A 22,406-nucleotide genomic window follows, 5' to 3' on the forward strand; every position below is an offset into this window, starting at 1 on the left:
CGAACCAGTACACCGCCTAAAATACCTTGGCTTGGACGAGCAACGCCCATGCCACGCGTTAGGGAATTTAACCGCGTTCGTGAAAACGCAGCTTTAGGGAGATAGAGCGGCAGATCGCTCGCCTGAGGCTACATTCACGAGATAAGAAAGCTCACTATCCCTCGGAGGGACAAAACCAATCTCAAACAGGCGGCCGCCGGGGCTCGTCTCGCCGAGATTGACGAAGGGCTCAACCACTCGTCTGACCGCACTCTCCTCACCCAGATGAGCTTCGGCGGTGTAGAGATAAAAATCCTGGGTCAGTGGGTACGTTCGATCGGCAATGGTCGAGGTCGTGGGATGGACACCATTGAGCGGCAGGATGGCAAGCTCATCCGTGCCGATAAGCGATGACCAACCGAACAGCGCCAATCCATGGGGCAGATGGCGCAACACCCCAGCGACCGCGCCCTCGTCGTCGCCGGCCACAACCCAATGCTGGTCGTTCCGCACCTTGACCGCCCGGTCGAAAATCTGCGGGGCCTTGACCTCAAGCGTCGCAAGGCAAGGAAAGCTCCGCGCGCCGTCCCTCAGGGCCAAATCGACGAAGTCATTGAAGCGATCCGTGCCCTGGGCGGGGCCGATCATCAGGATGGGGCGCGCCGGAAGCGAGGAACGAACCGCAGACCACGAGGTCCGATTGTTGGTCAGTAAAGTGCAATCTTGATCCGATAGGGGCGTCCGCGCGCCCAACGCCAAGAACAAATCCCGCGTCGTTAATTCGAGCGGAGACGTCGAGGCATTCTGGGCCAAGACGAGGCCGTATCGGGCCACCTTGATCTCTCGCAGCCAGTCAAAGCCATGGACGCGGCACCGGTCCAACGTCTCCGCCGTCACCCGATGGGAGGACAGCACAACGGTCGGTACGGATGCCTTTTCACATAACTGCCGCAGCCCCCTGGTGGACCCGCGTTGATTGAGGGTCACGAGGATGTCGTCATGCAGGATTTTCTGGACCACCTCAGCGAAGGGGGTCACCGAGGTGGCACCAGCAATCTCGACCCGTTCGAGCCCGGCCCCGAACCCGGCGGTCAGCGTCAGCGCCGCCAAACAAATCACCACGCGCTTGATCATGCGGAGATGGCCTCATCCACAGGCGCCTTCGTCCATTTATCCAGGCATTTCACGATCATATCGCGGCGAACCGGCTTATTGAGGATGTCGTCGAGCCCGGCGCGGCGGATCTCGTCCCACTCAGCCGTGCCCATATGAGCGGTGAGCGCCACGATCGGCGTTTGCGCATTGGGCCCGTCGGAGGCCCTGATCATCTTCGTTGCCGTCATCCCGTCCATCACCGGCATTGAGATGTCCATAAAGATGATATCGAAACGCTCCTTGCTCGCCATATCGACGGCTTGGCGGCCATCGGCCGCAGACTGCGTAGTGGCGCCAAGCGGTTTCACCAACGCCTCGGCGACCATTCGGTTCGCGAGATTATCATCGACGATCAATATATTCAGGGGGCGTCCGTTATTCTCGTGGATGTTACGGTCGCTCGCCGGATTTGCTGGGGCCGATTGATGCGGCTCATTACTCACCGGCATCGGAATGTGAACGGCAAAACTCGTCCCAAGACCGATATCGGATTTGACCTCGATCTCGCCTCCCATGGAGCGGACGATTTCCCGCGCCAGAGCAAGCCCGACCCCAAGGCCCCCATTCCGGGTCAACATCGACCCCTCCGTGGAGAACCGTTCAAAGATCTGCCGCAACCTCTCCTGCTCGATACCGATGCCGGTATCGACGATCTTCATGTAGATGTCGGCGAGCTTGTCCTTTTCCGCCGAAATGCCGGCGTCGAATTTGACTGATCCGTTTTCGGTGAATTTCACGGCATTGTCGAGAAGATTGGTCACCACCTGCTCGATACGGCGCGCATCCCCCACCACGCTGAGATCGGCGGGCAGTTTGTTCTCCACCTGAAAATCGATCCCCTTCGCAAGGGCGGCCGCCCGGGCACGGGCGAGAGGGCCGGCGATGGCCTCGCTTAAGCTGAAGTCACGATGCTCAAGCTTCAACTTCCCTTCCGACAGGCGGTGCGTGTCGAGAATATTATTGAGGATCGTCAGAAGATGATCCCCCGCCGCGATGATCTGTTCGAGCTCGACCTCGATCCCTTTGACCTTCTTGTCACGGATCGCGTCGGTCATGCCGAGGATGGCGTTGAGCGGGGTCTTCAACTCGTGCGAGGCCGCTTGCAGAAAGTCGCCGCGCGCTCGGTTGGCCTGGGTTGCCGCCTCTTCGGCGTGGCGCGCCGTTGCCTTGGCGCCTTCGAGATTGTCGACCGCCTTTTCGATGGAACTGGCCATCGGTCGGAAAATGAAAATCGTGACGAGGCACAGCGCCAGACACATTGAGACGAGCGCCCCAACATGCAGCAGTTTCTCGAACCTATTTTGTTGCCGCGCTTTCTCCTCAAGCACCAGAGCCATGAGATTATGCGTGCGAAGGATCGAATCGGCATCGTCGATAACCGCCACGGCGAGGGCACGTTGCGCATCGGATAGACCGCCCCCTTGAGCAATGGTTTCTGCGTTTTCGAAAAAGTCGCGAATCCGGCCTTCGAAACTCCCCCGGCCACTGCCGAAAATGTCATCGAGCGGCTCGATATAGCGGGCGATACGCTCTTTCCCCGCCCCCTTGCCGATCAACGTCTCGTGAACATCCCGCATACGGTCGATTGTGGTGCGCAGGGCCTCCCTCGTGGCGGCGATGTCTTCTGCGGCATTGGGGTCGATGAGGTTGGAGGCCAGATTCGCCACGCGCTGCGCTCCGGTTTCCTGCGCGGTCACCAGATTAAACACATGGGCGCGGTCGGTATCGAGGCTCGCCATGATATAGGACAGCGTGAAATTCGCCACCGCGGCAGCCGTCAACAGCGCGATCGCCAGCAAATAGCGGCGATCAAACGATGCCCGTAACTGCGTCGACGCCTCAGCCATTGAATCCTATATGCCCAGATCAGAACTCAATTATTAGCGAAGTGTCGTCATCAACCGGTTAAAATACATCGTTGTTTACATGATAAGATTTGAATGATTTCGGCATTTTCTCCAAATTTACAAAGGTTTTGAATGCGTTGCATTGCGATTACCTCCCCTGGAGGACCTGAGGCCTTGGTCCCAGCCGATAGACCCGCCCCCCTGCCCGGACCTGGGCAAATTCTGGTCGCGGTCGCCGCCGCCGGGGTCAATCGACCCGATGCCCTTCAGCGCCAGGGCCTCTATCCCCCGCCAAAGGGGGCAAGCCCCCTGCCCGGCCTCGAAATCGCCGGCACGGTCAGCGGCCATGGAGAAGGGGTCACCTCGCCGCCTCTCGGCACAAGGGTGATGGCCCTCCTGCCCGGCGGCGGCTACGCCGAGACCGTTGCCGTCGATGCGCGACACATTCTTCCGCTGCCCGATGACCTCTCTTTCGTCGAGGCCGCGGCGATGCCGGAGACCCTTTTCACCGTCTTCGCGAATTTAATCGAAGCGGGGCAGTTGGTTGAGGGCGCGCGGGTCCTCGTCCATGGCCTGACCTCCGGCATTGGGACGATGGCGATCCGGCTCGCGACCGCCTATGGAGCGTTTATTTGGGGGACAGCGGGCACCGCCGATCGCTGTCGCGCGGCCGAAGCCCTTGGGGCCGTTCGCTGCTATGATTATCGACAAGAAGACTGGGCGGCGGCGTTGAGCACCGAACCGCCCATGGACATCGTCCTCGACATGATCGGCGGCGATTACGTTGCCAAGAATCTCGGCCTGCTGGCGATTGGGGGGCGCCATGTCTCGATTGCGTTTCTCGGCGGCGCAAAAGCTACCATTCCGATCCCCTTAGTGATGACCCGGCGGCTTCACCTCACCGGGTCGACCCTGCGCAGCCGCTCGGACGAAGAGAAAGCGCGGCTGACAGCCGCGATCGCCCAGCACGTTCTCCCGATGATCGCCGAGGGGACGGTGCGACCGGTCATCGACAGCGTCTTTCCCCTGGCTGAGGCGGCCGATGCCCATCGTCGCCTCGACGATCACCATATCGGTAAAATCGTCTTGAGCGTTGACGGCGCTGCCGCGCCCTAACCCTACCGCTGGGGGGCTGATAAGCTCACTCTTGCCCCCTCGGTGAAGCGGGCCTAAGGGCGTGAGATAGGTTTCGCGCCTTCTCCCTTACATTGAGGTCGTCGCGGTGCCGGCTCTGACCACGGAGCCAGCTCGCGGCTCCACGTCGATAGGGAAAGGCGGATAAGGGAGAAAGACTGATGGCTGACAAACCTCTTATGCCCAAAGCGACGGCCGTCTGGCTGATCGACAATACCGGGCTGACATTCGAGCAGATTGCCGATTTCTGCGGCCTTCACACCCTTGAGGTGAAAGGGATCGCCGATGGAGACGTGGCGTCCGGTGTGCGCGGGATCGATCCGATTACCCAGCACCAACTGACCCGCGAAGAAATCGAAAAGGCCGAAGCGGACGAAGACTATCGGATGAAGCTGTCCAAGCCCAAAACCATCGTCGCTCCGCCAAAGAAGAAAGCCCCCCGCTACACCCCGCTGTCTCGTCGGCAGGAGCGGCCAAATGCGATCGCCTGGATTGTGCGCCACCATCCTGAGGTGCCGGACGCCCAGATCGTGAAATTGCTCGGCACCACCAAGACGACGATTCAAGCGATCCGCAACAAGACGCATTGGAACTCAAGCAATCTCGAACCCCAGGACCCTGTGGCCCTCGGCCTGTGTTCGCAGTTCGACCTCGACATGGCGGTCAGCAAAGCCGCCGAGAAACGAGCCGCCATGCAGGAGGCAGGACGGTTGAGCGAGGGGGATAGCCTTGCCCCCGCCGCCGAAACCGAACGCGGAGAAGAAGAAGCGCCCGAGGCGCCAGAGGCGGCACCGGATATCGACAAGATCTTCGCAAATTTCAGCGACAAGGACGAGGAAGACAGCTGATATCCTCCCCCGGGGCACGCTACGGATCTCAACGGGCGACGTAACCCGGCGCCCCCTGCGCCCGAAGAGGTGAGTGTTCACCGCGAAAGGGATATCACTATGGTCGTTCGTCATCTCGCCCTCGCCGGGGTCAGCTTGGGTCTTGGTGCCTGGGCCGCCCAAGCGGTCAGTGCCCCCGCTGTGTCCTCCACCTCGCCATCCGCCGCGTCCGTCAGCGCGATGAGTGAGATCAACGCGCCCTATGCCTCCTTTCTATCCCGGTATATCAGCATGGAGGACGGGATCGCGCTTGTGGAATACGGGGCGGTAACGGCGGCGGACCATCAAGTCCTCAAGACCTATATTGCGGATTTGGCGGGCTTGTCCCCCAGCACCTTCAGTCGCGATGAGGCCCTCGCCTATTGGTTCAATCTCTATAACGCGAAAACCCTCGATATTGTCCTCGACCATTATCCGGTGACGTCGATCAAAGATATCGGCCGGTCGTTCACCAACCCGCTCGGCGGGCCGTGGAAACAGAAAGTCGTGACCGTCGAGGGCCGAAAGCTCAGCCTGGATAATATCGAGCACGATACCGTACGTGCGACCTATGACGAGCCGCGCGTTCACTACGCCTTCAACTGTGCGTCCATTGGCTGCCCAAATCTCAAATCCAGTCCGTGGACGGCAGAAACCCTCGATACCGATCTCGATAGTGCCGCCCGCGCCTATATCGCCCATCCCCGCGGCCTTCGGATCGAAGACGGTGAGGTGACCGCCTCCTCGATCTATAAATGGTTCCAGGAGGATTTCGGCGGTTCCGAAGACGGTGTTCTCGACCATGTGAGAGCTTACGCCACCGGCGCAAAGGCCGAAGCGCTCAGCGATGTCACCGATATCGACGACTACGCCTATGATTGGTCTTTGAACGACCGCTAAAGGCTGCTTTTTCTCCCCTCAGCCCGCGGCCCGCCTCCCTTGCTTGGGGGGGCATCGGACCGTGGCGAAGAGGGCCATATTGCTGGACGAGCTGTCGATAGCTGGCAGCGTCATCGACATCGACCAGCGTGGGGAGGGTGGCGATCCGTGCCTGCGCCCGAAAGGCGGCCAAACTGTCTTCGAGGGCCTTAGGGGTTGACCATCTGACCGCGGAAAGATCCGGCAGGGCCGCTCCGTGGTTGACGCCAATCGCCCAATAGCCGCCGTCTTCCGCTGGCCCGAAAACCGCGTCATGGCCGCCAAGGGCCGCAAAGGCGCGCTCGATCAGCCAGGGGTCGATCTGTGGGCTGTCTGTACCGATCACGACACAGGGCGCCGCACCGAATTGAGCGCAGACATGGCCAATCCGGTCGCCAAGATTCCCCCTCCCTTGCGCGCATCGCTCGACCGTCCCGGCGGGCCAGCATGCATATCGCCGAGCGGCGCGCTCATTCACCGCCAGGACCAACCGCCATTGACGGGGGCGGGCGAGCCGGGTCAGCAATCTGTGGACGGACCATCGATAAAAACCGACGGCCGACACCGCGCCGATATCACGGGCCAAGCGTGTCTTGACGCGCCCGATGAGCGGCGGCTTTGCCATAAGGATCAAGACGGGTCGGGGAAGGGGCATAGTAACGCTCCGCAAGGTCTGTGGGGGGGACGCCCCGACGATACGCTCTCCTAAGGGCCGCATTTCGTCCCACCCGCCGGAAATAACCCTCGGCCTCATAGCGATCGGCGGCTGTGATCGCCGTGATGGGCAGCCCCCTAAGGGCGCGACGGCCACCGCGCTCGACGAGCCGCTGAATGAAATCGACATCTTCGAACAGCGGCAGCGGCGCGAACCCGCCAATATCGTCATAATGCCGCCGCGCGATCAAAAGGCCCTGATCGCCATAGGGCCGCTTGAAAAGGGCCGTGCGTAAATTGGCCCCCATCGCCACAAGTGCCGGTCGCAGCCCCGGCCGGTCGAACCGTAAACGGAACACCCCAGCGACCCGTTCGTAACTCTCTTGCATATGACGCTCGGCCACCCGCTCCCACCCCGGCGCAAGCTGGGTGTCAGCGTGAAGGAAAAGCAACCAGGCCCCCCGGGCCACCGCCGCCCCCCTGGCCAATTGCGCGCCGCGTCCCGCAGCCCCGACCACAAGCCGAGCCCCGACCCCCTCGGCAATATCGCTCGTACCATCGTCCGACCCCCCGTCACTGACGATCACCTCCTTGATAAGGCCCTGGCACATCCCCTCGACCAGCGAGCATAGGGGGCCGGCCAGGTGAGGCGCCGCGTTCAGCGTAGGGATAACAACGGAAATCATGGACATGTCTTCGGGTTCTCTAGCACGAAGGTGACAGCGCGGTGGGAATAAAATGTTCTTGATTTGTTCTGGCTCGCCGGGCATCGTCGAAAGATGACCGATCGTGCCATATCCCCCCCTTTTTCACCCCACCGGCCGGCAAGCGGTCGAGGTCGCGGCGCCCGTTCGAATGTCAGTGGACGGTATGAGAAAGAAAGCCGCGAGACGGTTGACGATGGCTGGCACGACACCCCGCCCGATCGCCCCAAAACGATTGTGCAGATGGAGCCCGCCCGGCGCATTATAACGTATAATGACAGCCCCTATGTCGGGTTTGATCGGTCGATCAATCCCTATCGCGGTTGTGAGCATGGCTGCATCTACTGTTTCGCCCGCCCGTCCCATGCCTATATGGGATTGTCGCCGGGGATCGATTTTGAAAGCCGCCTATTTGCGAAGCCGGAGGCCGCCACCCTCCTGAAAAAGGAGCTCTCATCCAAGCGATATCAGATCCGGCCGATCGCCATCGGCACCAATACCGATCCTTATCAGCCAACCGAGCGCCGATTGCTGATCATGCGCGAGGTCTTGAAGGTGTTGTCCTCGTACAATCATCCAGTATCTATACTCACAAAGTCGGATCTGATCCTGCGCGACCTCGACATCCTCGGGCCTATGGCGAAGAAAGGGTTGGTGCGGGCCATGCTGTCGATCACGACGCAAGACGCGCGGCTCGCCCGCACGATGGAACCTCGATGCCCGCGCCCCGACAAGCGCTTCGCCGCTTTAGAGGGCCTCGCCCAAGCGGGCATTCCCACCGGGGTGATGCACGGCCCGCTCATTCCGGGGCTGTCCGATCATGAGCTCGAAGCGTTGATGGAAAAGGCGCGGGACAAGGGGGCCACCTTCGCCGCCTATACCCTCATCCGCCTGCCGATCGAAGTGGCGGACCTGTTTCAGGAATGGCTGAAGGCCTATACGCCTCATCGCTATGACCGGGTGATCGGACACATCAAATCGATGAATGGGGGGCGGCTTTATGATGTGAATTGGTCGCGAGGTGATGGTCCCAAAAATCCAGTAGCGCTTTTGGTCGCCCAGCGATTTGCCGCCGCCTATCGACGTCTTGGCTTTCAGAACTTTCCGCCGCTTCGAACCGATTTGTTCTGCCCGCCGAAGCCGCCAAGAGCGCAAGCCGATCTCTTCGCCTAGACAAGCGCCGAATGGCGCTGGGAACGCGTTTTATCCACAGCCGACGCATTGCGCGACCAAGCGCGCTAGGATGCTGGAATGAACGCAAGCGCCGATACGGAATTAGCCTTCGCCGACGAAATCGGCGGTCCCATCTGTGGGATCGACGAGGCGGGACGCGGCGCCTGGGCGGGCCCTGTGGTGGCGGCGGCGGTCATCTGCGGTGACGTGAAGGCCTATCCCGAGGACCTTGCGGATTCGAAAACCCTCCGCGAAGCCCGGCGGGAGCACCTCTTCGACCTCTTGTCGGCCCGTCAGGATTTGCGCGTCGGCGTAGGGGTGGCAAGCGTTGCGGAGATCGACCGGATGGGGGTGGGAAAGGCGAACTGGCTGGCCATGGCTCGAGCGGTCAAGGCCCTGCCTTCCCCCCCCCTCGGCGCACTCGTCGACGGCAATTACGCCCCCGCCCTGCCATGCCCAGACATTCGACCGATCGTCAAAGGGGATGGCTCCTGCCTGGTCATCGCCGCCGCATCGATTGTTGCGAAGGTCACGCGCGACCGCATCATGCGATCCCTTTGCCCTGAGCACCCGGCCTATCGTTGGTCTGCGAACAAGGGCTACCCCGCCCCTGTTCACCGCGCCGCCCTCGAAGAAATCGGCCCCTCCGCGCATCATCGGCATTCCTTCGCGCCGATTGCGGCCCTTGACGACCGGCATGCATCGTAACGCTTCTTTTATGTTCGTTAACAGATGATTTGCGCGGCATTTACGTGCCCTTAGGGTTAAACCTCGCTTATGGCGCCACGCCCTTGTCGCAGGAGGTCGCGCGTGCGTCAGTTGAAGGACACCATTCTCCAAGGCGATTGCCTTACACGGATGAAAATGATCCCCGATGGATCGGTCGATTTGATCTTCGCTGATCCGCCCTACAACCTCCAGCTTGGGGACGGCTTGACGCGCCCCGATCAGAGCACGGTCGACGGGGTCAACGATGCCTGGGATCAATTTGGATCCTTCGCGGCATACGATGCCTTTTGCCGGGCATGGCTGTCCGAGGCGCGGCGCCTTCTTAAACCCGATGGCGCAATATGGGTCATCGGGACTTATCATAATATCTTCCGCCTAGGCTCGATCATCCAGGATCTTGAATATTGGATCCAGAACGATGTGGTCTGGGTCAAAACCAATCCGATGCCGAATTTCCGCGGCACCCGTCTTCAGAATGCGCATGAGACGCTGATCTGGGCAGCGCGAGGCAAGGAGTCACGGCCCACTTTCAACTATCACAGCCTGAAGACGGCGAATGATGACCTCCAGATGCGGAGCGATTGGACATTTCCGCTTTGCACCGGGCAAGAGCGGTTGAAGAATGGCGGGAAAAAGCTGCACCCAACCCAAAAGCCGGAGGCGCTCCTTCATCGCATCCTGTTGGGCACAACCAATCCAGGCGACCTGGTCCTCGATCCGTTTTTCGGCACCGGCACGACCGGGGCGGTGGCAAAGCGCCTAGGCCGTCATTATATCGGCATTGAGCGGGAGGCGGCCTATATCGACGCCGCGGCTGAGCGCATTGCGGCCATTGAGCCGGAGGCGGCGGAAATGGTGACCCCCATGCCTTCCCCCCGGCGCGAGGCCCGCATCCCCTTCGGCCGCCTGGTCGAAGACGGCCTTCTTTCTCCGGGTACGGTTCTTTATTGCGCAAAGCGCCGATATCGGGCCAAGGTGAAAGCCGATGGTTCTCTTGCGACCCCCGGCGCGACGGGATCGATCCACAAAATCGGGGCCCATTTGCAAAATGCCCCCTCCTGCAATGGCTGGACGTTCTGGCATGTCGAACGCCAGGGGCGCTTATTGCCGATCGACACGCTCCGCCAGACCGTCAGGGCACAAATGGCCTCTATGGCCTCATAGCTCCCCAGCCGCGCTTAGGGCGGCGACCGCCGCTTTGCGAAAGAGGGTGGGAAATGCGCCATGCTCGGCGATCGGTGTCCAGAAGAAAGGCGCCGGCGCCCCCTCCGTCGGGGCCCATTTGACATCGAGCTCGAGATGAAAATGGGTCAGCGTATGGCTGATCCGCCCCGCGCATTGCCAGTCCGCTTCAAAGGGCGCGCCCTCCTCATCGCCGCCCTCTTCGGTCCATGCCGACCCCGGCAGACCCCGCATGCCGCCGAAGAGCCCCTTTGCCGGACGCGTCTCGCTGAGGACACAGCCCCTTGGCCCAATCCCCACATAGATAATACCGCGCCGCGTTGGCCGCTTTTTCTTTGGGGGCTTCACCGGCAGCTGGGCTTCGAGCCCCAGGGCATGGGCGCGACAGGACGAGCGGACCGGACATAACAGACAGTCGGGGCGTCGCGGCCGACAAATCGTCGCCCCAAGATCCATCAAGGCTTGGGCATAATCGCCGCCGCGCCGATCGGGAACGACCTCGGCGGCCAGCGCATAAATCGCCGCCTTCGCCTCTTTGATCGGTCGCTCAATCGCGGCCTGTCGCACCATGATCCTTTCAACATTGCCATCCACCACCACCGCGCGCCGGTCGAAGGCAATCGCCGCAATGGCGGCAGCGGTGTACGGACCAATTCCGGGGAGGTCCTTGAGGGCGGATTCGCTGGCTGGCAATTGACCATCGTGCAGACGTGTCACGACCTTTGCGCAGGCATGGAGATTCCGGGCCCGGCTGTAATAGCCAAGGCCCGCCCATTCGCCCAGCACCTCTTCCAGTGGTGCCTCAGCCAATGCCGGAAAGCCGTCCCACCGCTGAACAAAGGCGGCGAAGCGCGGTGTGACGGTGGCGACGGTGGTTTGTTGCAGCATGATTTCCGACAGCCACACCCGATAGGGGTCCGGACGCACCCCCGCTCGCGAGGCCGCGGGGCTGATCCGCCAGGGCAGCTGCCGCGCGTGACGATCATACCACTCCAAAAGGGATGTTGAGAATGCCGTCTTGTCCGAGCGCGTCATTGTCGTCACGATTGAAAGACCAATCTGAAGAAGGAGTGTCGCGTGCCCTTCCCCCCGCCGCCGGTCAAGACGAAGGGCGTGCGCCCCAGCGCCCCGACGCTCCGCCGTCAAACCGGTGATTTGCTCGCGGATCTGGCCAAGAAGGCGGGGATCATCGACCCGGCGATCGTGACCTATTGGGCGGATATTGTCGGCCCCGACTTGGAGGCGCTGTGCCGACCGGTGCGCTTGAAAAAGAACCGCGGCGCCTTCGTGCTCCATGTGGACGTTCCCCATGGCGGCGCGGCGACACAGGTCCACTACGCCCAGGGCAATATTTTGGCGAAAGCGAGCCGGCATGTCGGACGCCCCATCACCCGTTTGGTGATCGAGCAGACCGGTCGCCGGGCTGAGCCGACGCGCTGGCGCTCGCGCCGCATGACCGACCCTCAGGTGGACAGGCCCCCCTTCTCCGTGGGCTCTGCCGCCACGACCGAGGAGGCCCTCGCCGCCCTCAGAAAAGCCCTCAGCGAAACCGACAGCCCTTGACCGCACCGGCCTCGCAAAGGGTTCACTTGTCAGCGGGCATAAGTTCGGCAAGTTTCCCCCAGCTAGGCGACATGAGGTGGCAGAATGTACAGGCTGGTTGGTGTTTGGGTGGTATTACTGGCGGGGGTGCTTTCCGGCTGCGGCGGTGGCGCACAGGAAAACGCGACGGCTGAGGGGGAGACATCGGCCTCTCAATCGCAGACCCTCGCCGCCCCCGAAGGCAGCCTGGCGGGGGCGACCATGGCCCTTGGGTCCGAAGAGGCACCCCTGACGATCATCGAATATGCCAGCGTCACCTGCCCCGCCTGCGCCGCTTTCCACGCTCAGTATTTTCCGGAAATCAAAGAGAAATATATCGACACGGGTAAAGTGCGCTTTATTTATCGTGAGTTTCCGACCGCGCCGCAAAACTTGGCCTATGCAGGCTTTTACACCGCCCGTTGCGCCGCAACGGATCGCGGTCCCGTCGCCTATTTTGCGATGCTCGACACGCTCTACGCGCGGCAGCGTGAATGGGCCTATGGCGACAATCCCGGCGATGTCCTCGAAAACATTGCCGCTCAAGCGGGGATCGACCGTCAGGAACTTGAGACCTGTTTCCGACGCGAGGATATTCGCAGCGCCGTGAAGGCCAATGTCCTCGAAGGCGTGGAGGCGCACGGGGTCAATTCGACACCGACTTTTATCGTCGATGATGAGGAACTTGACTGGAATCGCGGCAGTGAAACCATGAGCGAGGCCATCGAGCGGGCCCTGGCCGCCCGCCAGGGCTGATCGCCGGCCCTTTGGCGCCCCCTCGCGGGAGGGTGGCCCCCGATCGGAATCAGGCGATAGTCGCGACGTTAAGGATTCGTTTAGCCGTCTTACGAGAAGCTTATCTTCGCGAAGATCGCTCGGACCGAAAAAGGGCGGTGAATGGAATTTCAGCGACTGCGACTGACCGGCTTCAAATCCTTTGTCGAGCCGACCGATTTTGAAATTCGGCCGGGACTGACCGGGATCGTCGGCCCGAATGGATGTGGCAAATCCAATCTGCTCGAAGCCTTGCGATGGGTCATGGGAGCGACCTCGGCCAAGGCGCTACGCGCGGGCGGCATGGAGGATGTCATCTTCGCAGGCTCCGGGACGGCGGAACGCACCGGTCGTCCGCCGCGGCAATGGGCGGAGGTTGCCCTCCAAATCGGCAATGAGACTCGAACCGCCCCCGATGCCTATAACGACCAACCACTGATCGAAGTCTCCCGCCGGATCACGAAGAAGGCGGAGGGGACCCAATCAACCTATCGGATCAACGGCAAGGAAGTCCGGGCCAAGGACGTACAATTGCTGTTCGCTGACGGGGCCACCGGCGCGAACTCCCCCGCTCTGGTCCGGCAGGGGCAGGTCTCGGACCTGATCAATGCGAAGCCGGAGAACCGGCGCAAATTTCTTGAAGAGGCCGCGGGGGTCGCGGGGCTCTATACCCGGCGTCATGAAGCGGAATTGCGTCTCAAAGGCGCATCGCAAAATCTCGAACGACTGGACGATGTTTTGGGGGAGCTTGAGCAACAGCGTGGGCAATTGGCCCGGCAGGCGCGCCAGGCCGTCCGCTATCGCACCCTCTCAGAGAACCTCAAAAAGACAGAAGCCCTGCTGGCCTATTCGCGATGGGCTGACGCGCGCGACGCCCTTGAGGGCGCCAATGCCCAACTCGAAGGGACGCGCCGGCAGCTTGAAGAGGCCGCCCGGGCGGCCGCCAGTGCAACGGCGGAGAGAGAACGAGCCCATGAGGCCCTTCCTGCTTTGCGTAAAACCGACGCGGAAGCGGCGGCAGCCCTCCATCGCCTCACGGTGGAGCAGGAGACCTATGAGCGGGAGCTGATCCGCGCCGAAGAGGAAATCGAGCGATTGCGGGCCGAGAAAGACCGTCTCGATCAGGCGCTGGTGCGGGAGCGGGATCTTGGGGCCGACGCCGCGGAGGCGCTCGACCGCATTGCCGCGGATGTCGCCGCCCTTGAGGCGGGCGCGGCGGCGGAGACCGAGGCGCTGGCCGCCCTCGGCACCAAAGTCACCGAAGCGGAGACCGCCTTCTCGGCGGCGGAGAAGGCAGCAGCGGCGGCGCAGGCCCAGTACACCGACGCGAAAGCCGAACGCAGCGCGAATGTCAGCCGGGTGGAGGCCGCAACGCGGGCCCAACAGTCGGCAGAGGCAGAGCTGGCGCGCCTTCGCGACGACCTCGCGCAGTTTGAAAGCGACGCGGCGGGCGAGGACGACGCCCCCCTGAAGAGTGCCCTCGCGACCGCGGAAACCGCCTTGACGGCCGCCACCACCGAGCGGGAGCGGTTGCGCGCCGACCTTGCCGAGGCGGAAGCGGCCGCCGATGCCCTCAGTGATCCGCGCGACCAGGCCCGGGCCGCCACCAATGCCCTGCAAGCCGAAGTCGATACGCTGACCCGCATCTTGAAGCAGAGTGAGCCCGAAGGGGTGAGTCTCGCCGACCGGATCAGTGTCGCCCCTGGCGTCGAGACGGCCTTCGCTGCCGCCCTTCCCGAAGCGCTGGCCCTGGGGGATGATCCGGAGGCGGATCGCTATTGGTCGGCCCTCGGCGCAATGCCAGCGGATCTGCCTTCTCTTCCTGCCGGGGCGACCCCCCTTGCAGACGAGGTTAGCGCGCCTGATCTGTTGCATCGGCGTCTGGCGATGATTGGCGTGGTCTCCCCCGAAGCGGGCCCCGACCTCGCCCAGCATCTTGTGCCCGGCCAATGCCTGGTGAGCACTGTCGGCGACATCTGGCGGTGGGATGGCTATGTGGCCAAGGCCGGGGCGAAGACCGCCGAAGCCCTGTGGCTGGAACGCAAGAGGGAACTGGCCGAAAAGGAAACCGCCCTGGCCGCGGCCTTCACCGCGCGCGATGACGCCGAGAGTGCCTTTGCCGACGCGCGCCATATCGTGACCGACCTCAAGGCGTCCCTGGCGACGGCGAGGAGCCGGGCCGAAGCCGCTGATCGGGAACGGCTCACCGCGGAACGTGCCCTCGCCAAACAAGCGGCGGAGGCCGAGCGGCGGGCAGCGAAGGGAGAGGCGCTTCTCGCCCGACGGAATGAAGCGGCGGCCCGCCTTCAAAGCGCCACCCAAGCCCTGCAAACCGCTCAAACGGCTCTTGACAGCCTGCCAGATCTTGACGCGGCGGGGGCTCAACTCGGTCGGCTCAATAGCGAGCGCGATCAGGCGCGCCAGGCCCTCGGCCGTCTCCGGGGGCAACGCGCCGATCTCCAGCGGGATCGGGATTCCCGTCAGGCCCGGTTAACGCAACTCATCGCCGACAAAGAGGGCTGGGAGCGGCGAGCGGCCACCGCCGTCGATCGCACCGGATCGGTCAGTGATACTCTTAATGCCCTGGTCGACCAGTTAGCGGCAGCCGAGCGGCGGCCCGAAGATCTGGCAACGCGGCGCACCTCTCTCTTCGAAGCCGTCGACCGCGCCGAGGCGGACCGACGCCGGGCCGCCGATGCCCTGGCCGAAGCGCTCGCCCTACAAGAACAGGCCGATGCCGCCGCCCGCCTCACCGCCGAGGCGGTCAGTGTCGCGCGGGAGGTGAAGGCCCGCGAGGAAGCCCTCCGCGATGCGGCCCGTGACCGACTGAGCGAAATGGCCAGTCGCGCCCATGAGCTTCACGAAGGGGACCCCGACGGCTTATTGACGGTCGCGGGGCACGACCCCGATACCCCCCTCCCCGATCAGACGACCCTCGAAGAGAAAGTCGACAAGCTGAAGAGAGATCGGGATAGCATGGGCGGGGTCAATCTCTGCGCCGAGCAGGAAATGACCGAAATCGACGATCGGTTGTCCGACATCACGCGGGAGCGCGCCGATTGCGAGGAGGCGATCGCCAAATTGCGTGGCGCCATCGGGAGCCTCAACCGCGATGGCCGCCAGCGTCTCCTGGACGCCTTTAAAACGGTGAATACAAATTTTCAGGCGCTGTTTAGCGATCTGTTCGGCGGTGGATCAGCGGAATTGCGGCTCGTTGACTCCGACGACCCGCTCGAAGCCGGTCTCGACATCTTCGCCTCTCCGCCGGGCAAGAAGTTGACCTCAATGTCCTTGATGTCCGGTGGCGAGCAGGCGTTGACCGCGACGGCGCTGATCTTCGCGGTCTTCAAGGCGAACCCTGCGCCGGTCTGTGTCCTTGACGAGGTCGATGCCCCCCTCGACGATGCCAATACGGATCGTTTTTGCGCCATGTTGGCGAAAATGGCGGCGGAGACGGAAACCCGCTTCATCGCGATCACGCACCACCCCCTCACCATGTCGCGCATGGACCGCCTCTACGGGGTGACGATGATAGAACGGGGGGTCAGCCAGCTCGTCTCCGTGGATCTCGAACAGGCCGAAAAGCTCGCCGCCTAAGCGGGCCTGGCCCGGCGGAGCCCCCCCAATAAGGTGGCGCCTTGCCGGCCCGCCCGACATCCCTTTTCCACCGACGATGCGCGGCCTAGGAGGCAAGAATCAACCGTTGGGAGGCAGATATGAGAACCTGGACAATTTATCTTTCCGGGGAAATTCACACCGATTGGCGCGATGACATTGCCGCAGGGGCCAAGGCGCGCGCCCTGCCCGTCGTCTTTTCCGCTCCCGTGACCGACCACCCCGCCTCGGACGATTGCGGCGTTGCGATCCTCGGCTCGGAGGACAGCAAGGTCTGGCATGATCGTAAGGGGGCCCAGCTCAACGCAATCAGAACCCAGACCCTGATCAAAGCCGCCGATATTGTGATTGTGCGGTTCGGCGATAAATACCGCCAATGGAACGCCGCCTTCGATGCCGGCGTCGCCGCGGCTCTCGGAAAGCCCCTGATCGTCAATCATGGGCCCGATCTCATCCATCCCCTCAAGGAAGTCGATGCCGCCGCCCTCGCCGTCGCTGAAACGTCGGACCAAATCGTCGAGATTCTCGACTATGTCATCAATGGTCGCCTTGCCGGATATACGGACTGACCAGCCGGCTGTCTTTGCAGTGCAATATCCTCGCTCGGCGGCCAGTTGACGGTGAGAAACAGGATGGTTAGAGCCTCGCGACATTCGATGTTGCGTGGGGGTTCTCCTCACCGGATTCGCCATGGACGAGACCGACAAAACCGATCCTCTCTCCCCTTCGGAGTTGGATGAGCGGATTAGGGGTGCCCGAGAACGGGCCGGGCTCGACCGCAAACCGGTGGAGCCGTCCTCGACCCATACAGGGGCGGCGGGGCGGGGCCTTAACGCAGCGATCGAATTCGTGGTGGCTACACTGGTGGGGACGGGGCTTGGCTACGGGCTGGGGCTTCTTCTCGGCGGCAAGGTCATCGGCTTGATTATTGGCATGGCCGTCGGCTTCGCCGCCGGCATTCGCGGGATGATGCGAATGCTGACGCCGACCGATGGCGAGAACGAGGATAGGGGTCGCTGATGAGCGGAATGCTGGTCGAGCTATTGTCGCCGCTGATGGGACATCCGCTGATGGCCCCCTTGCGGGCCGCCGGGCCCCTCGAGCAATTCGAGATCATCCGCCTCATCCGGCTGCCGATCAGCGGCGAGCCCTTCGACATCTCGATCACCAACTCGACGGTGTGGATGTTCATCGCCGTGGGCATGGCCACGCTCCTGCTGACCTTGGCGACCCGCCGTCTGCAGCTTGTGCCGGGTGGGATGCAGTCCCTGGGCGAAATGACCTATGAATTCGTGGCCAAAATGCTGCGCGATGCGGTCGGGGATGAGGGTCGGGCCCTCTTTCCCTATATTTTTACGCTCTTCGTCTTCATTTTCCTCGCCAATATCCTTGGGCTGTTGCCCACAATTCCCGGCACCCCTGAGGGGCTGCACGTCTTCACGCCGACCAGCCACATCATCGTGACCTTCGCCCTCGCATCGCTATCGGTGGGAATTGTGGTCGTCATCGGCTTTATGAAAAATGGTCTTGGCTTCCTGAAGCTCTTCGCGCCGAGCGGCATTCCCCTTCTGCTGATGCCGTTGATCGTGCCGATTGAGGTGGTGTCGTTTCTATCCCGCCCGATCAGCCTTGGGGTCCGACTGTTTGCGAATATGCTGGCCGGACACATTGTGTTGAAAGTGTTCGCCGGTTTCGTCGTGACGCTGTTTGGGGCCGGCGGCGCCCTCGCGGTGATTTCCATCATTCCGTTTTTCGGGATTGTGATCGTCTTTTTCCTGGAGTTGCTGGTTGCCTTCCTCCAGGCCTTCGTCTTTGCAGTCTTGAGCTGCATTTACCTGTCGGACGCCCTGCATCCGAGCCACCACTGACCTCGTAGCCCGCGGCGTCCGAGGGATCGGCGTCGCACATTTAAATGGAGACTTCCCATGGACGCTGAAGCAGCAAAATTCATCGGTGCGGGCCTTGCGGTTCTGCCCCTTCTCGGTGTCGGCCTCGGCCTTGGCATTCTGTTCGGCAACTTCATGCAAGGCGCCTTCCGGAACCCTTCCGCGACGGCCGGCCTCAACACCCAGTTCTACATTGCCTTCGCGCTGACCGAAGCGACGGGCCTGTTCGCCCTCGTCATCGCCTTCCTGATCCTGTTCAGCTAATTCCCGCGAAATTGCGCCGGTCCGTGTCCATGGGTATCGGACCGGTGCGCCACGGTGTGTGAGAGCATTCTCGATATGCGAAACCTTCTGTCTCTTTCGGCGAGCATTGTCGCCGTCCTCCCCGTCTCCGCTCTGGCGGCCGCGCCCGCGGCTGGTCCCGAGGCGGCGGCCGAGACCGGGGGACTGCCGCAGCTTGAGACCAGCACCTATGTCAGTCAGGTTTTCTGGCTGCTCATCGCCTTTCTTATTCTCTATCTCCTCTGCGCCCGGATCTTTCTGCCTCGCCTTGGCGGGATCATTGAGGAACGGCGCAACCGTATCGCCAATGATTTCGACAAAGCCGCGGAATATAAACGCGAAGCCGAAGAGGCCCAACAAGCGTTCAACCAGGCGCTTGCCGACGCCCGCGCCCGCGCCGCGCAAATCGCGAGCGAAACCCGCGCCCGCATCGATGAGGAAATCGCCGAGATGACCGCCGATGCCGATCGCGAAATCGAGGCCGACATCGCCGCCGCCGAAGAGCGGATCCGCGCCACCGGTGAGGAAGCAGCCGCAGCGGTCAGACGCGCGGCACATGACACCACCAAGGCCGTGGTCAATGCGCTGATCGACGAAACCCCTTCGGACGACGCCGTCGAAAACGCGCTGTCCACCGTGGCCGCCTGACAAGGCGCTGGGAGAGACCATGATGATCGCCTTCGCCCAAGACGACCCGCAGCACAGCGAAACCGCCCTCGAGGCGGTCACCGAGGTCGAGAAGCATATCGACGACGGCCATTCCGGCCCGGTGACCGCCGACACCAATTTTTGGGTCCTGCTGGCCTTTTTGATCGTTGTCGGGATCTTCCTCTGGCAAGGGGTGCCGAAAATGATCGGCTCGTTCCTCTCCGCCCGCGCGGAGGGGGTCCAGCGCCAGCTCGATGAAGCGCGGACCCTGCGGGAAGAAGCCCAACGCACCCTCGCCGACTTCCAAAAGCGTCAGCGGGAAGCCGAAACCGAAGCCGAAGCGATCATCGAGCAGGCGAAAGCCGACGCCAAATCGGTCGCCACCGAGGCGCGGGCAAAGCTCGACGAGCAAATCGCCCGGCGACGCAAAGCCGCCGAAGACCGCATCGCCCGGGCCGAAGCGCAGGCCATTGCCGAGATCCGTGGGCGTACCGCTGATATGGCGATCGCCGCTGCGCGGGAAATTATCGCCAACCGGATGGACGATCGGTCGCAGGGGCAACTGATCGATCGGGCGATCAACGAGGTCGGCACGCGCTTGAACTGATCCCTCTTCCGGCTAGGGTCGGTTGGTTGGAGGGGGCGCCTTGTAGCGCCGCAAGGGCCGCCGGGGGGGTGTTCTCCCCACGCCATTCACCTTCCTACAGGCGTCTTATTTCCTCCCTTTTTCTCAGTGGCCGGGGGCGTGCCAAAGCGGTTCCACGCGGCAACCAACATCTGGGCCAGCAGCAGGAAAGAGAGCGGCACCGCGCCCGCCACGGCAAAGGCCCGCGTAACGGACTGGCCCGCCTCCGACAGCACTGCCCCCGCGGTCAGCACGGCGATCATCAGCCCCCAAAACAAGCGCTCTTTGAGGGGAGGGTTCGGATCCCGTTTGGCGAACATGGCCAGCACCAAGGACGCCGAATCCGCACTGGTCAGGATAAAGATAAAGACGAGCACGAAGGTCAGAACGGTCGTGATCGACGCCAGGGGCAGGTTCTCCAATACCCGATAGGTGGCGAAGGGGGCTGACCTGAAATCCGTCGTTCTCAGATCGATCCCAGCGTGATCGAGGGCTAAGGCGGTGCCGCCAAAGATCGAAAACCACAGCAACGTCACGATGGCGGGTACCAAAACAACGGCGAGGGCGAACGCCCGCAAGCTTCGACCATAGCTCACCCGCGCGATAAAGACGCCAACGAAAGGCGTCCAGGCGATCCACCATAGGAAATAGGTGATCGACCAATCGCGGGTCCATTGCCGGGCCTGGCCCTCCGGCCGGAGGTCGAGGCTAAGACGCGGAAGCGCTTCAAGATAGGCTGTGAGCCCGTCAATGAGGGTATTCAGAATGTCACGGCTGGGGCCGACAATCAGCACAAAGAGCGCCAATGCCACAGCGACAGCGAGATTGATGTTGGAGAGGAGCGCGATCCCGCCCCTCAATCCTCGCGCGACGGAAAGTAAATAGGCCGCGCTCACCGCCATGAGAACGGCGAGCCGTGTCATGGTCCCGTCCCCAACGACACCGCCGGACAGACGCTCAACCCCAGCCCCCATTTGTATCACCCCCTGTCCGACGGAGGCAACGAGACCAAACAGGACGGCAATCACCGCCAGCCAGTCGACGAAGATCCGAAGACCGGGGCGACGAAAGGGTGCGCTTGGGACGGGGGGCTCACCGGGACGCAGACTGACGGAGACGGCAATAGCCGCCGCCGCATAGACCCCCCAGGCATGAAGAGACCAGTGGAACTGGGTCAGGGCCAAGGCCTCGACGGTCGCCCGCTCAGTATTGGCGACGGCCCCGCCGGGGGGCGGCGCCTTGGTGAAGATCAATGGTTCCGCAGCGCCCCAAAAGACGAGCCCCGCCCCCATCCCCGCGGCAAACAGCATCGCAAACCACGTCACGAGGCGGAATTCCGGGACGGCGGCCGGGCCGCCAAGCCGACGATGGGCGAGTTTCGGATGGAGCGCCGCCAAGGCGCAAAACACCAATGCCGTCGCCGTAAGGGTGAGCGTGAACCAGTCAAAGTTTCGCAAGAACCCATCGGAGACTTGCCGCAGTACACGGCTCAACACGGCCGGCCACACCAACGCCGCCCCAGCAATCACAATGACAACGCCATAAGGAAGAGCGGAGAGGAAAGGGCGCCGCCTCACGCCCGAGGAGACCGGCGCAGCAGGAGACCGTAAATCACCCCCAAGCCGGCGGCGAGCCCGAACCAGGTCAACGCGTAGCCCAAGTGATTATTGGAGAAGGCTGGCCTTGTGCGGTGGGCCACCAAGGGAGAGACCAGCTGATCATCCAGCCGACTGAGATAAAAGGGATCGGGCGGCACCGCCCCCCCGAACAGATAGGCGATAAGCCCTTCGGGCTCCCGGCCGTAAAAGGTGCCGGTCTCGGCATTGTCCGGGGGCGCCAGCATTTGGGCAAGGCCCTGACGGGGCGCTGCTGTGCGATAGAGCCCCACCAAACGGCGCGGTGGGCTGAAATCATAGTCGCCCTGACGATCCGCGAACGCCACAAAGCCATGATTGACGGGCAGGCTGCCGCCATTGGGCAATTCGACGAGGGAAAAGACGAAAAATCCCGACTGTCCCTCATGGGTCCCTATGACATGAGCGATGGGCGGGAGAGCCCTTTCGACCTCAATCGTCACTGAGCGCCATTCCCGTTCCGCCACGGGGAGCGACAGAATATCGCTCAGCGGGAGCGGCTCAGCAGACTGATGGGTAGCGGTTGTGGCGATCAATTCCCTCTTCCAGTCGAGACGAAAGAGTTGCCACGTCCCAAGACCAAGTAGAACAAAAGTAGCGACTGCCACGACCGCGGTCAGCCCTGGCCGCGCCCATGGGGTCACTCGATCCGCCCCTCCCGCGCCTTGTTACGAAATTGGAGCGCCACAAGAACGCCCTTCATCGGCCGAAGAAGGGCGAGGGAAAGTCCCAGGATGATGAAGATGGCCAGCAGCAGCACAAGCCATTCAGGCGCACCGAAGCCAAACCGCAATACCATCGCAAAGCAGACCCCTATCGTCCCGGTGATGAACATAATGAACACCGCAGGGCCGTCACCGGCATCGGCCTTTGTATAGTCGAGCCCGCAGCGAGGGCATTCGCTCTTCAATGAGAGGAACCCATCGTAAAGGTCGCCCCGCCCACATCGGGGACATTTCGAAGACAAGCCCGTCTGAAAGGGCGACAGCGGAGGATAATAGGGTTCGGGATCGACCATTA

Annotated in this window: 23 protein-coding genes; 15 read left to right on the top strand and 8 right to left on the bottom strand. The window is 62.4% G+C overall.

What is annotated here, in order from left to right; all coding sequences use genetic code 11:
• Nucleotides 1-93 precede the first annotated feature (93 nt).
• A complete protein-coding gene (locus PB2503_RS01590; protein ID WP_013299463.1) occupies nt 94-1,113 on the bottom strand; it encodes a PstS family phosphate ABC transporter substrate-binding protein in 1,020 nt (339 codons plus the stop codon).
• Nucleotides 1,110-2,981, bottom strand: coding sequence for an ATP-binding protein (locus PB2503_RS01595; protein ID WP_013299464.1), 1,872 nt, complete (start codon nt 2,979-2,981; stop codon nt 1,110-1,112). The genes PB2503_RS01590 and PB2503_RS01595 overlap by 4 nt, the downstream gene beginning before the upstream one ends.
• Nucleotides 2,982-3,113: 132 nt before the next feature.
• On the opposite strand from PB2503_RS01595, the gene PB2503_RS01600 reads away from it, so the two are divergent.
• From PB2503_RS01600 to PB2503_RS01610, 3 genes are all read left to right on the top strand, one after another.
• A complete protein-coding gene (locus tag PB2503_RS01600; RefSeq protein WP_013299465.1) occupies nt 3,114-4,097 on the top strand; it encodes an NAD(P)H-quinone oxidoreductase in 984 nt (327 codons plus the stop codon).
• Between the two features lie 179 nt (nt 4,098-4,276).
• Nucleotides 4,277-4,963 carry a DUF1013 domain-containing protein gene (locus PB2503_RS01605; protein WP_013299466.1) on the top strand — a complete coding sequence of 229 codons (687 nt, stop codon included), beginning with the start codon at nt 4,277-4,279 and terminating at the stop codon, nt 4,961-4,963.
• A gap of 99 nt (nt 4,964-5,062) precedes the next feature.
• Nucleotides 5,063-5,881 (top strand): DUF547 domain-containing protein, encoded by an 819-nt coding sequence (locus PB2503_RS01610; protein ID WP_013299467.1) that lies wholly within the window; start codon nt 5,063-5,065, stop codon nt 5,879-5,881.
• Here the strand turns inward: PB2503_RS01610 and PB2503_RS01615 are convergent.
• A complete protein-coding gene (locus tag PB2503_RS01615) occupies nt 5,832-6,485 on the bottom strand; it encodes a TIGR04282 family arsenosugar biosynthesis glycosyltransferase (RefSeq protein ID WP_238525796.1) in 654 nt (217 codons plus the stop codon). The genes PB2503_RS01610 and PB2503_RS01615 overlap by 50 nt on opposite strands.
• A complete protein-coding gene (locus PB2503_RS01620; protein ID WP_083811098.1) occupies nt 6,475-7,239 on the bottom strand; it encodes a TIGR04283 family arsenosugar biosynthesis glycosyltransferase in 765 nt (254 codons plus the stop codon). The genes PB2503_RS01615 and PB2503_RS01620 overlap by 11 nt, the downstream gene beginning before the upstream one ends.
• Before the next feature lie 93 nt (nt 7,240-7,332).
• Between PB2503_RS01620 and PB2503_RS01625 the strand changes: the two genes are divergently transcribed.
• From PB2503_RS01625 to PB2503_RS01635, 3 genes are all read left to right on the top strand, one after another.
• Complete coding sequence (locus PB2503_RS01625; protein ID WP_049782022.1) at nt 7,333-8,430, top strand: PA0069 family radical SAM protein; 1,098 nt, start codon at nt 7,333-7,335, stop codon at nt 8,428-8,430.
• A 78-nt stretch (nt 8,431-8,508) separates the two neighbouring features.
• Entirely contained in the window at nt 8,509-9,138 is a 630-nt protein-coding gene (locus PB2503_RS01630) for a ribonuclease HII (protein WP_013299471.1), read from the top strand.
• 69 nt (nt 9,139-9,207) lie between these two features.
• Nucleotides 9,208-10,323: a site-specific DNA-methyltransferase gene (locus tag PB2503_RS01635; protein ID WP_041534854.1), complete on the top strand. Its 1,116-nt coding sequence runs from the start codon at nt 9,208-9,210 to the stop codon at nt 10,321-10,323.
• On the opposite strand, the gene PB2503_RS01640 is transcribed toward PB2503_RS01635, so the two are convergent.
• Nucleotides 10,318-11,376 (bottom strand): A/G-specific adenine glycosylase, encoded by a 1,059-nt coding sequence (locus PB2503_RS01640; protein WP_013299473.1) that lies wholly within the window; start codon nt 11,374-11,376, stop codon nt 10,318-10,320. The two genes, PB2503_RS01635 and PB2503_RS01640, sit on opposite strands and share 6 nt — an antisense overlap.
• A gap of 42 nt (nt 11,377-11,418) precedes the next feature.
• On the opposite strand from PB2503_RS01640, the gene PB2503_RS01645 reads away from it, so the two are divergent.
• The 9 genes from PB2503_RS01645 to PB2503_RS01685 all read left to right on the top strand — a co-directional run bounded on the left by PB2503_RS01645 (nt 11,419) and on the right by PB2503_RS01685 (nt 19,734).
• Nucleotides 11,419-11,904 (top strand): DciA family protein, encoded by a 486-nt coding sequence (locus PB2503_RS01645; protein ID WP_013299474.1) that lies wholly within the window; start codon nt 11,419-11,421, stop codon nt 11,902-11,904.
• An 84-nt stretch (nt 11,905-11,988) separates the two neighbouring features.
• Complete coding sequence (locus tag PB2503_RS01650) at nt 11,989-12,678, top strand: DsbA family protein (RefSeq protein WP_013299475.1); 690 nt, start codon at nt 11,989-11,991, stop codon at nt 12,676-12,678.
• Between the two features lie 141 nt (nt 12,679-12,819).
• Nucleotides 12,820-16,293, top strand: coding sequence for a chromosome segregation protein SMC (gene smc / locus PB2503_RS01655; RefSeq protein ID WP_013299476.1), 3,474 nt, complete (start codon nt 12,820-12,822; stop codon nt 16,291-16,293).
• Nucleotides 16,294-16,412: 119 nt separating this feature from the next.
• The gene (locus PB2503_RS01660) at nt 16,413-16,880 is read left to right on the top strand and encodes a YtoQ family protein (protein WP_013299477.1); all 468 of its coding nucleotides are present in this window, start codon (nt 16,413-16,415) and stop codon (nt 16,878-16,880) included.
• Nucleotides 16,881-17,001: 121 nt separating this feature from the next.
• Nucleotides 17,002-17,331, top strand: a complete 330-nt coding sequence (locus PB2503_RS01665; RefSeq protein ID WP_148235153.1) for an AtpZ/AtpI family protein — start codon at nt 17,002-17,004, stop codon at nt 17,329-17,331.
• 50 nt (nt 17,332-17,381) lie between these two features.
• Nucleotides 17,382-18,179, top strand: coding sequence for a F0F1 ATP synthase subunit A (locus tag PB2503_RS01670; protein ID WP_041535119.1), 798 nt, complete (start codon nt 17,382-17,384; stop codon nt 18,177-18,179).
• 57 nt (nt 18,180-18,236) lie between these two features.
• Nucleotides 18,237-18,461 (top strand): F0F1 ATP synthase subunit C, encoded by a 225-nt coding sequence (locus tag PB2503_RS01675; RefSeq protein WP_013299480.1) that lies wholly within the window; start codon nt 18,237-18,239, stop codon nt 18,459-18,461.
• A gap of 75 nt (nt 18,462-18,536) precedes the next feature.
• Nucleotides 18,537-19,127 carry a F0F1 ATP synthase subunit B family protein gene (locus tag PB2503_RS01680; protein WP_013299481.1) on the top strand — a complete coding sequence of 197 codons (591 nt, stop codon included), beginning with the start codon at nt 18,537-18,539 and terminating at the stop codon, nt 19,125-19,127.
• 19 nt (nt 19,128-19,146) lie between these two features.
• Complete coding sequence (locus tag PB2503_RS01685; RefSeq protein WP_148235154.1) at nt 19,147-19,734, top strand: F0F1 ATP synthase subunit B family protein; 588 nt, start codon at nt 19,147-19,149, stop codon at nt 19,732-19,734.
• Between the two features lie 86 nt (nt 19,735-19,820).
• Here the strand turns inward: PB2503_RS01685 and PB2503_RS01690 are convergent, their stop codons facing one another.
• Genes PB2503_RS01690 through PB2503_RS01700 form a run of 3 tightly spaced genes read right to left on the bottom strand, consistent with a single transcriptional unit; the run spans nt 19,821 to nt 22,404 of the window.
• Nucleotides 19,821-21,329, bottom strand: a complete 1,509-nt coding sequence (locus tag PB2503_RS01690; RefSeq protein WP_013299483.1) for a BCCT family transporter — start codon at nt 21,327-21,329, stop codon at nt 19,821-19,823.
• A complete protein-coding gene (locus tag PB2503_RS01695) occupies nt 21,326-22,030 on the bottom strand; it encodes an SURF1 family protein (protein WP_013299484.1) in 705 nt (234 codons plus the stop codon). Before PB2503_RS01695 ends, PB2503_RS01690 begins: the two co-directional genes overlap by 4 nt.
• The gene (locus PB2503_RS01700) at nt 22,027-22,404 is read right to left on the bottom strand and encodes a DUF983 domain-containing protein (protein WP_013299485.1); all 378 of its coding nucleotides are present in this window, start codon (nt 22,402-22,404) and stop codon (nt 22,027-22,029) included. Before PB2503_RS01700 ends, PB2503_RS01695 begins: the two co-directional genes overlap by 4 nt.
• Nucleotides 22,405-22,406 lie beyond the last annotated feature (2 nt).

It is taken from the genome of Parvularcula bermudensis HTCC2503, assembly GCF_000152825.2.
Lineage (GTDB): Bacteria > Pseudomonadota > Alphaproteobacteria > Caulobacterales > Parvularculaceae > Parvularcula > Parvularcula bermudensis.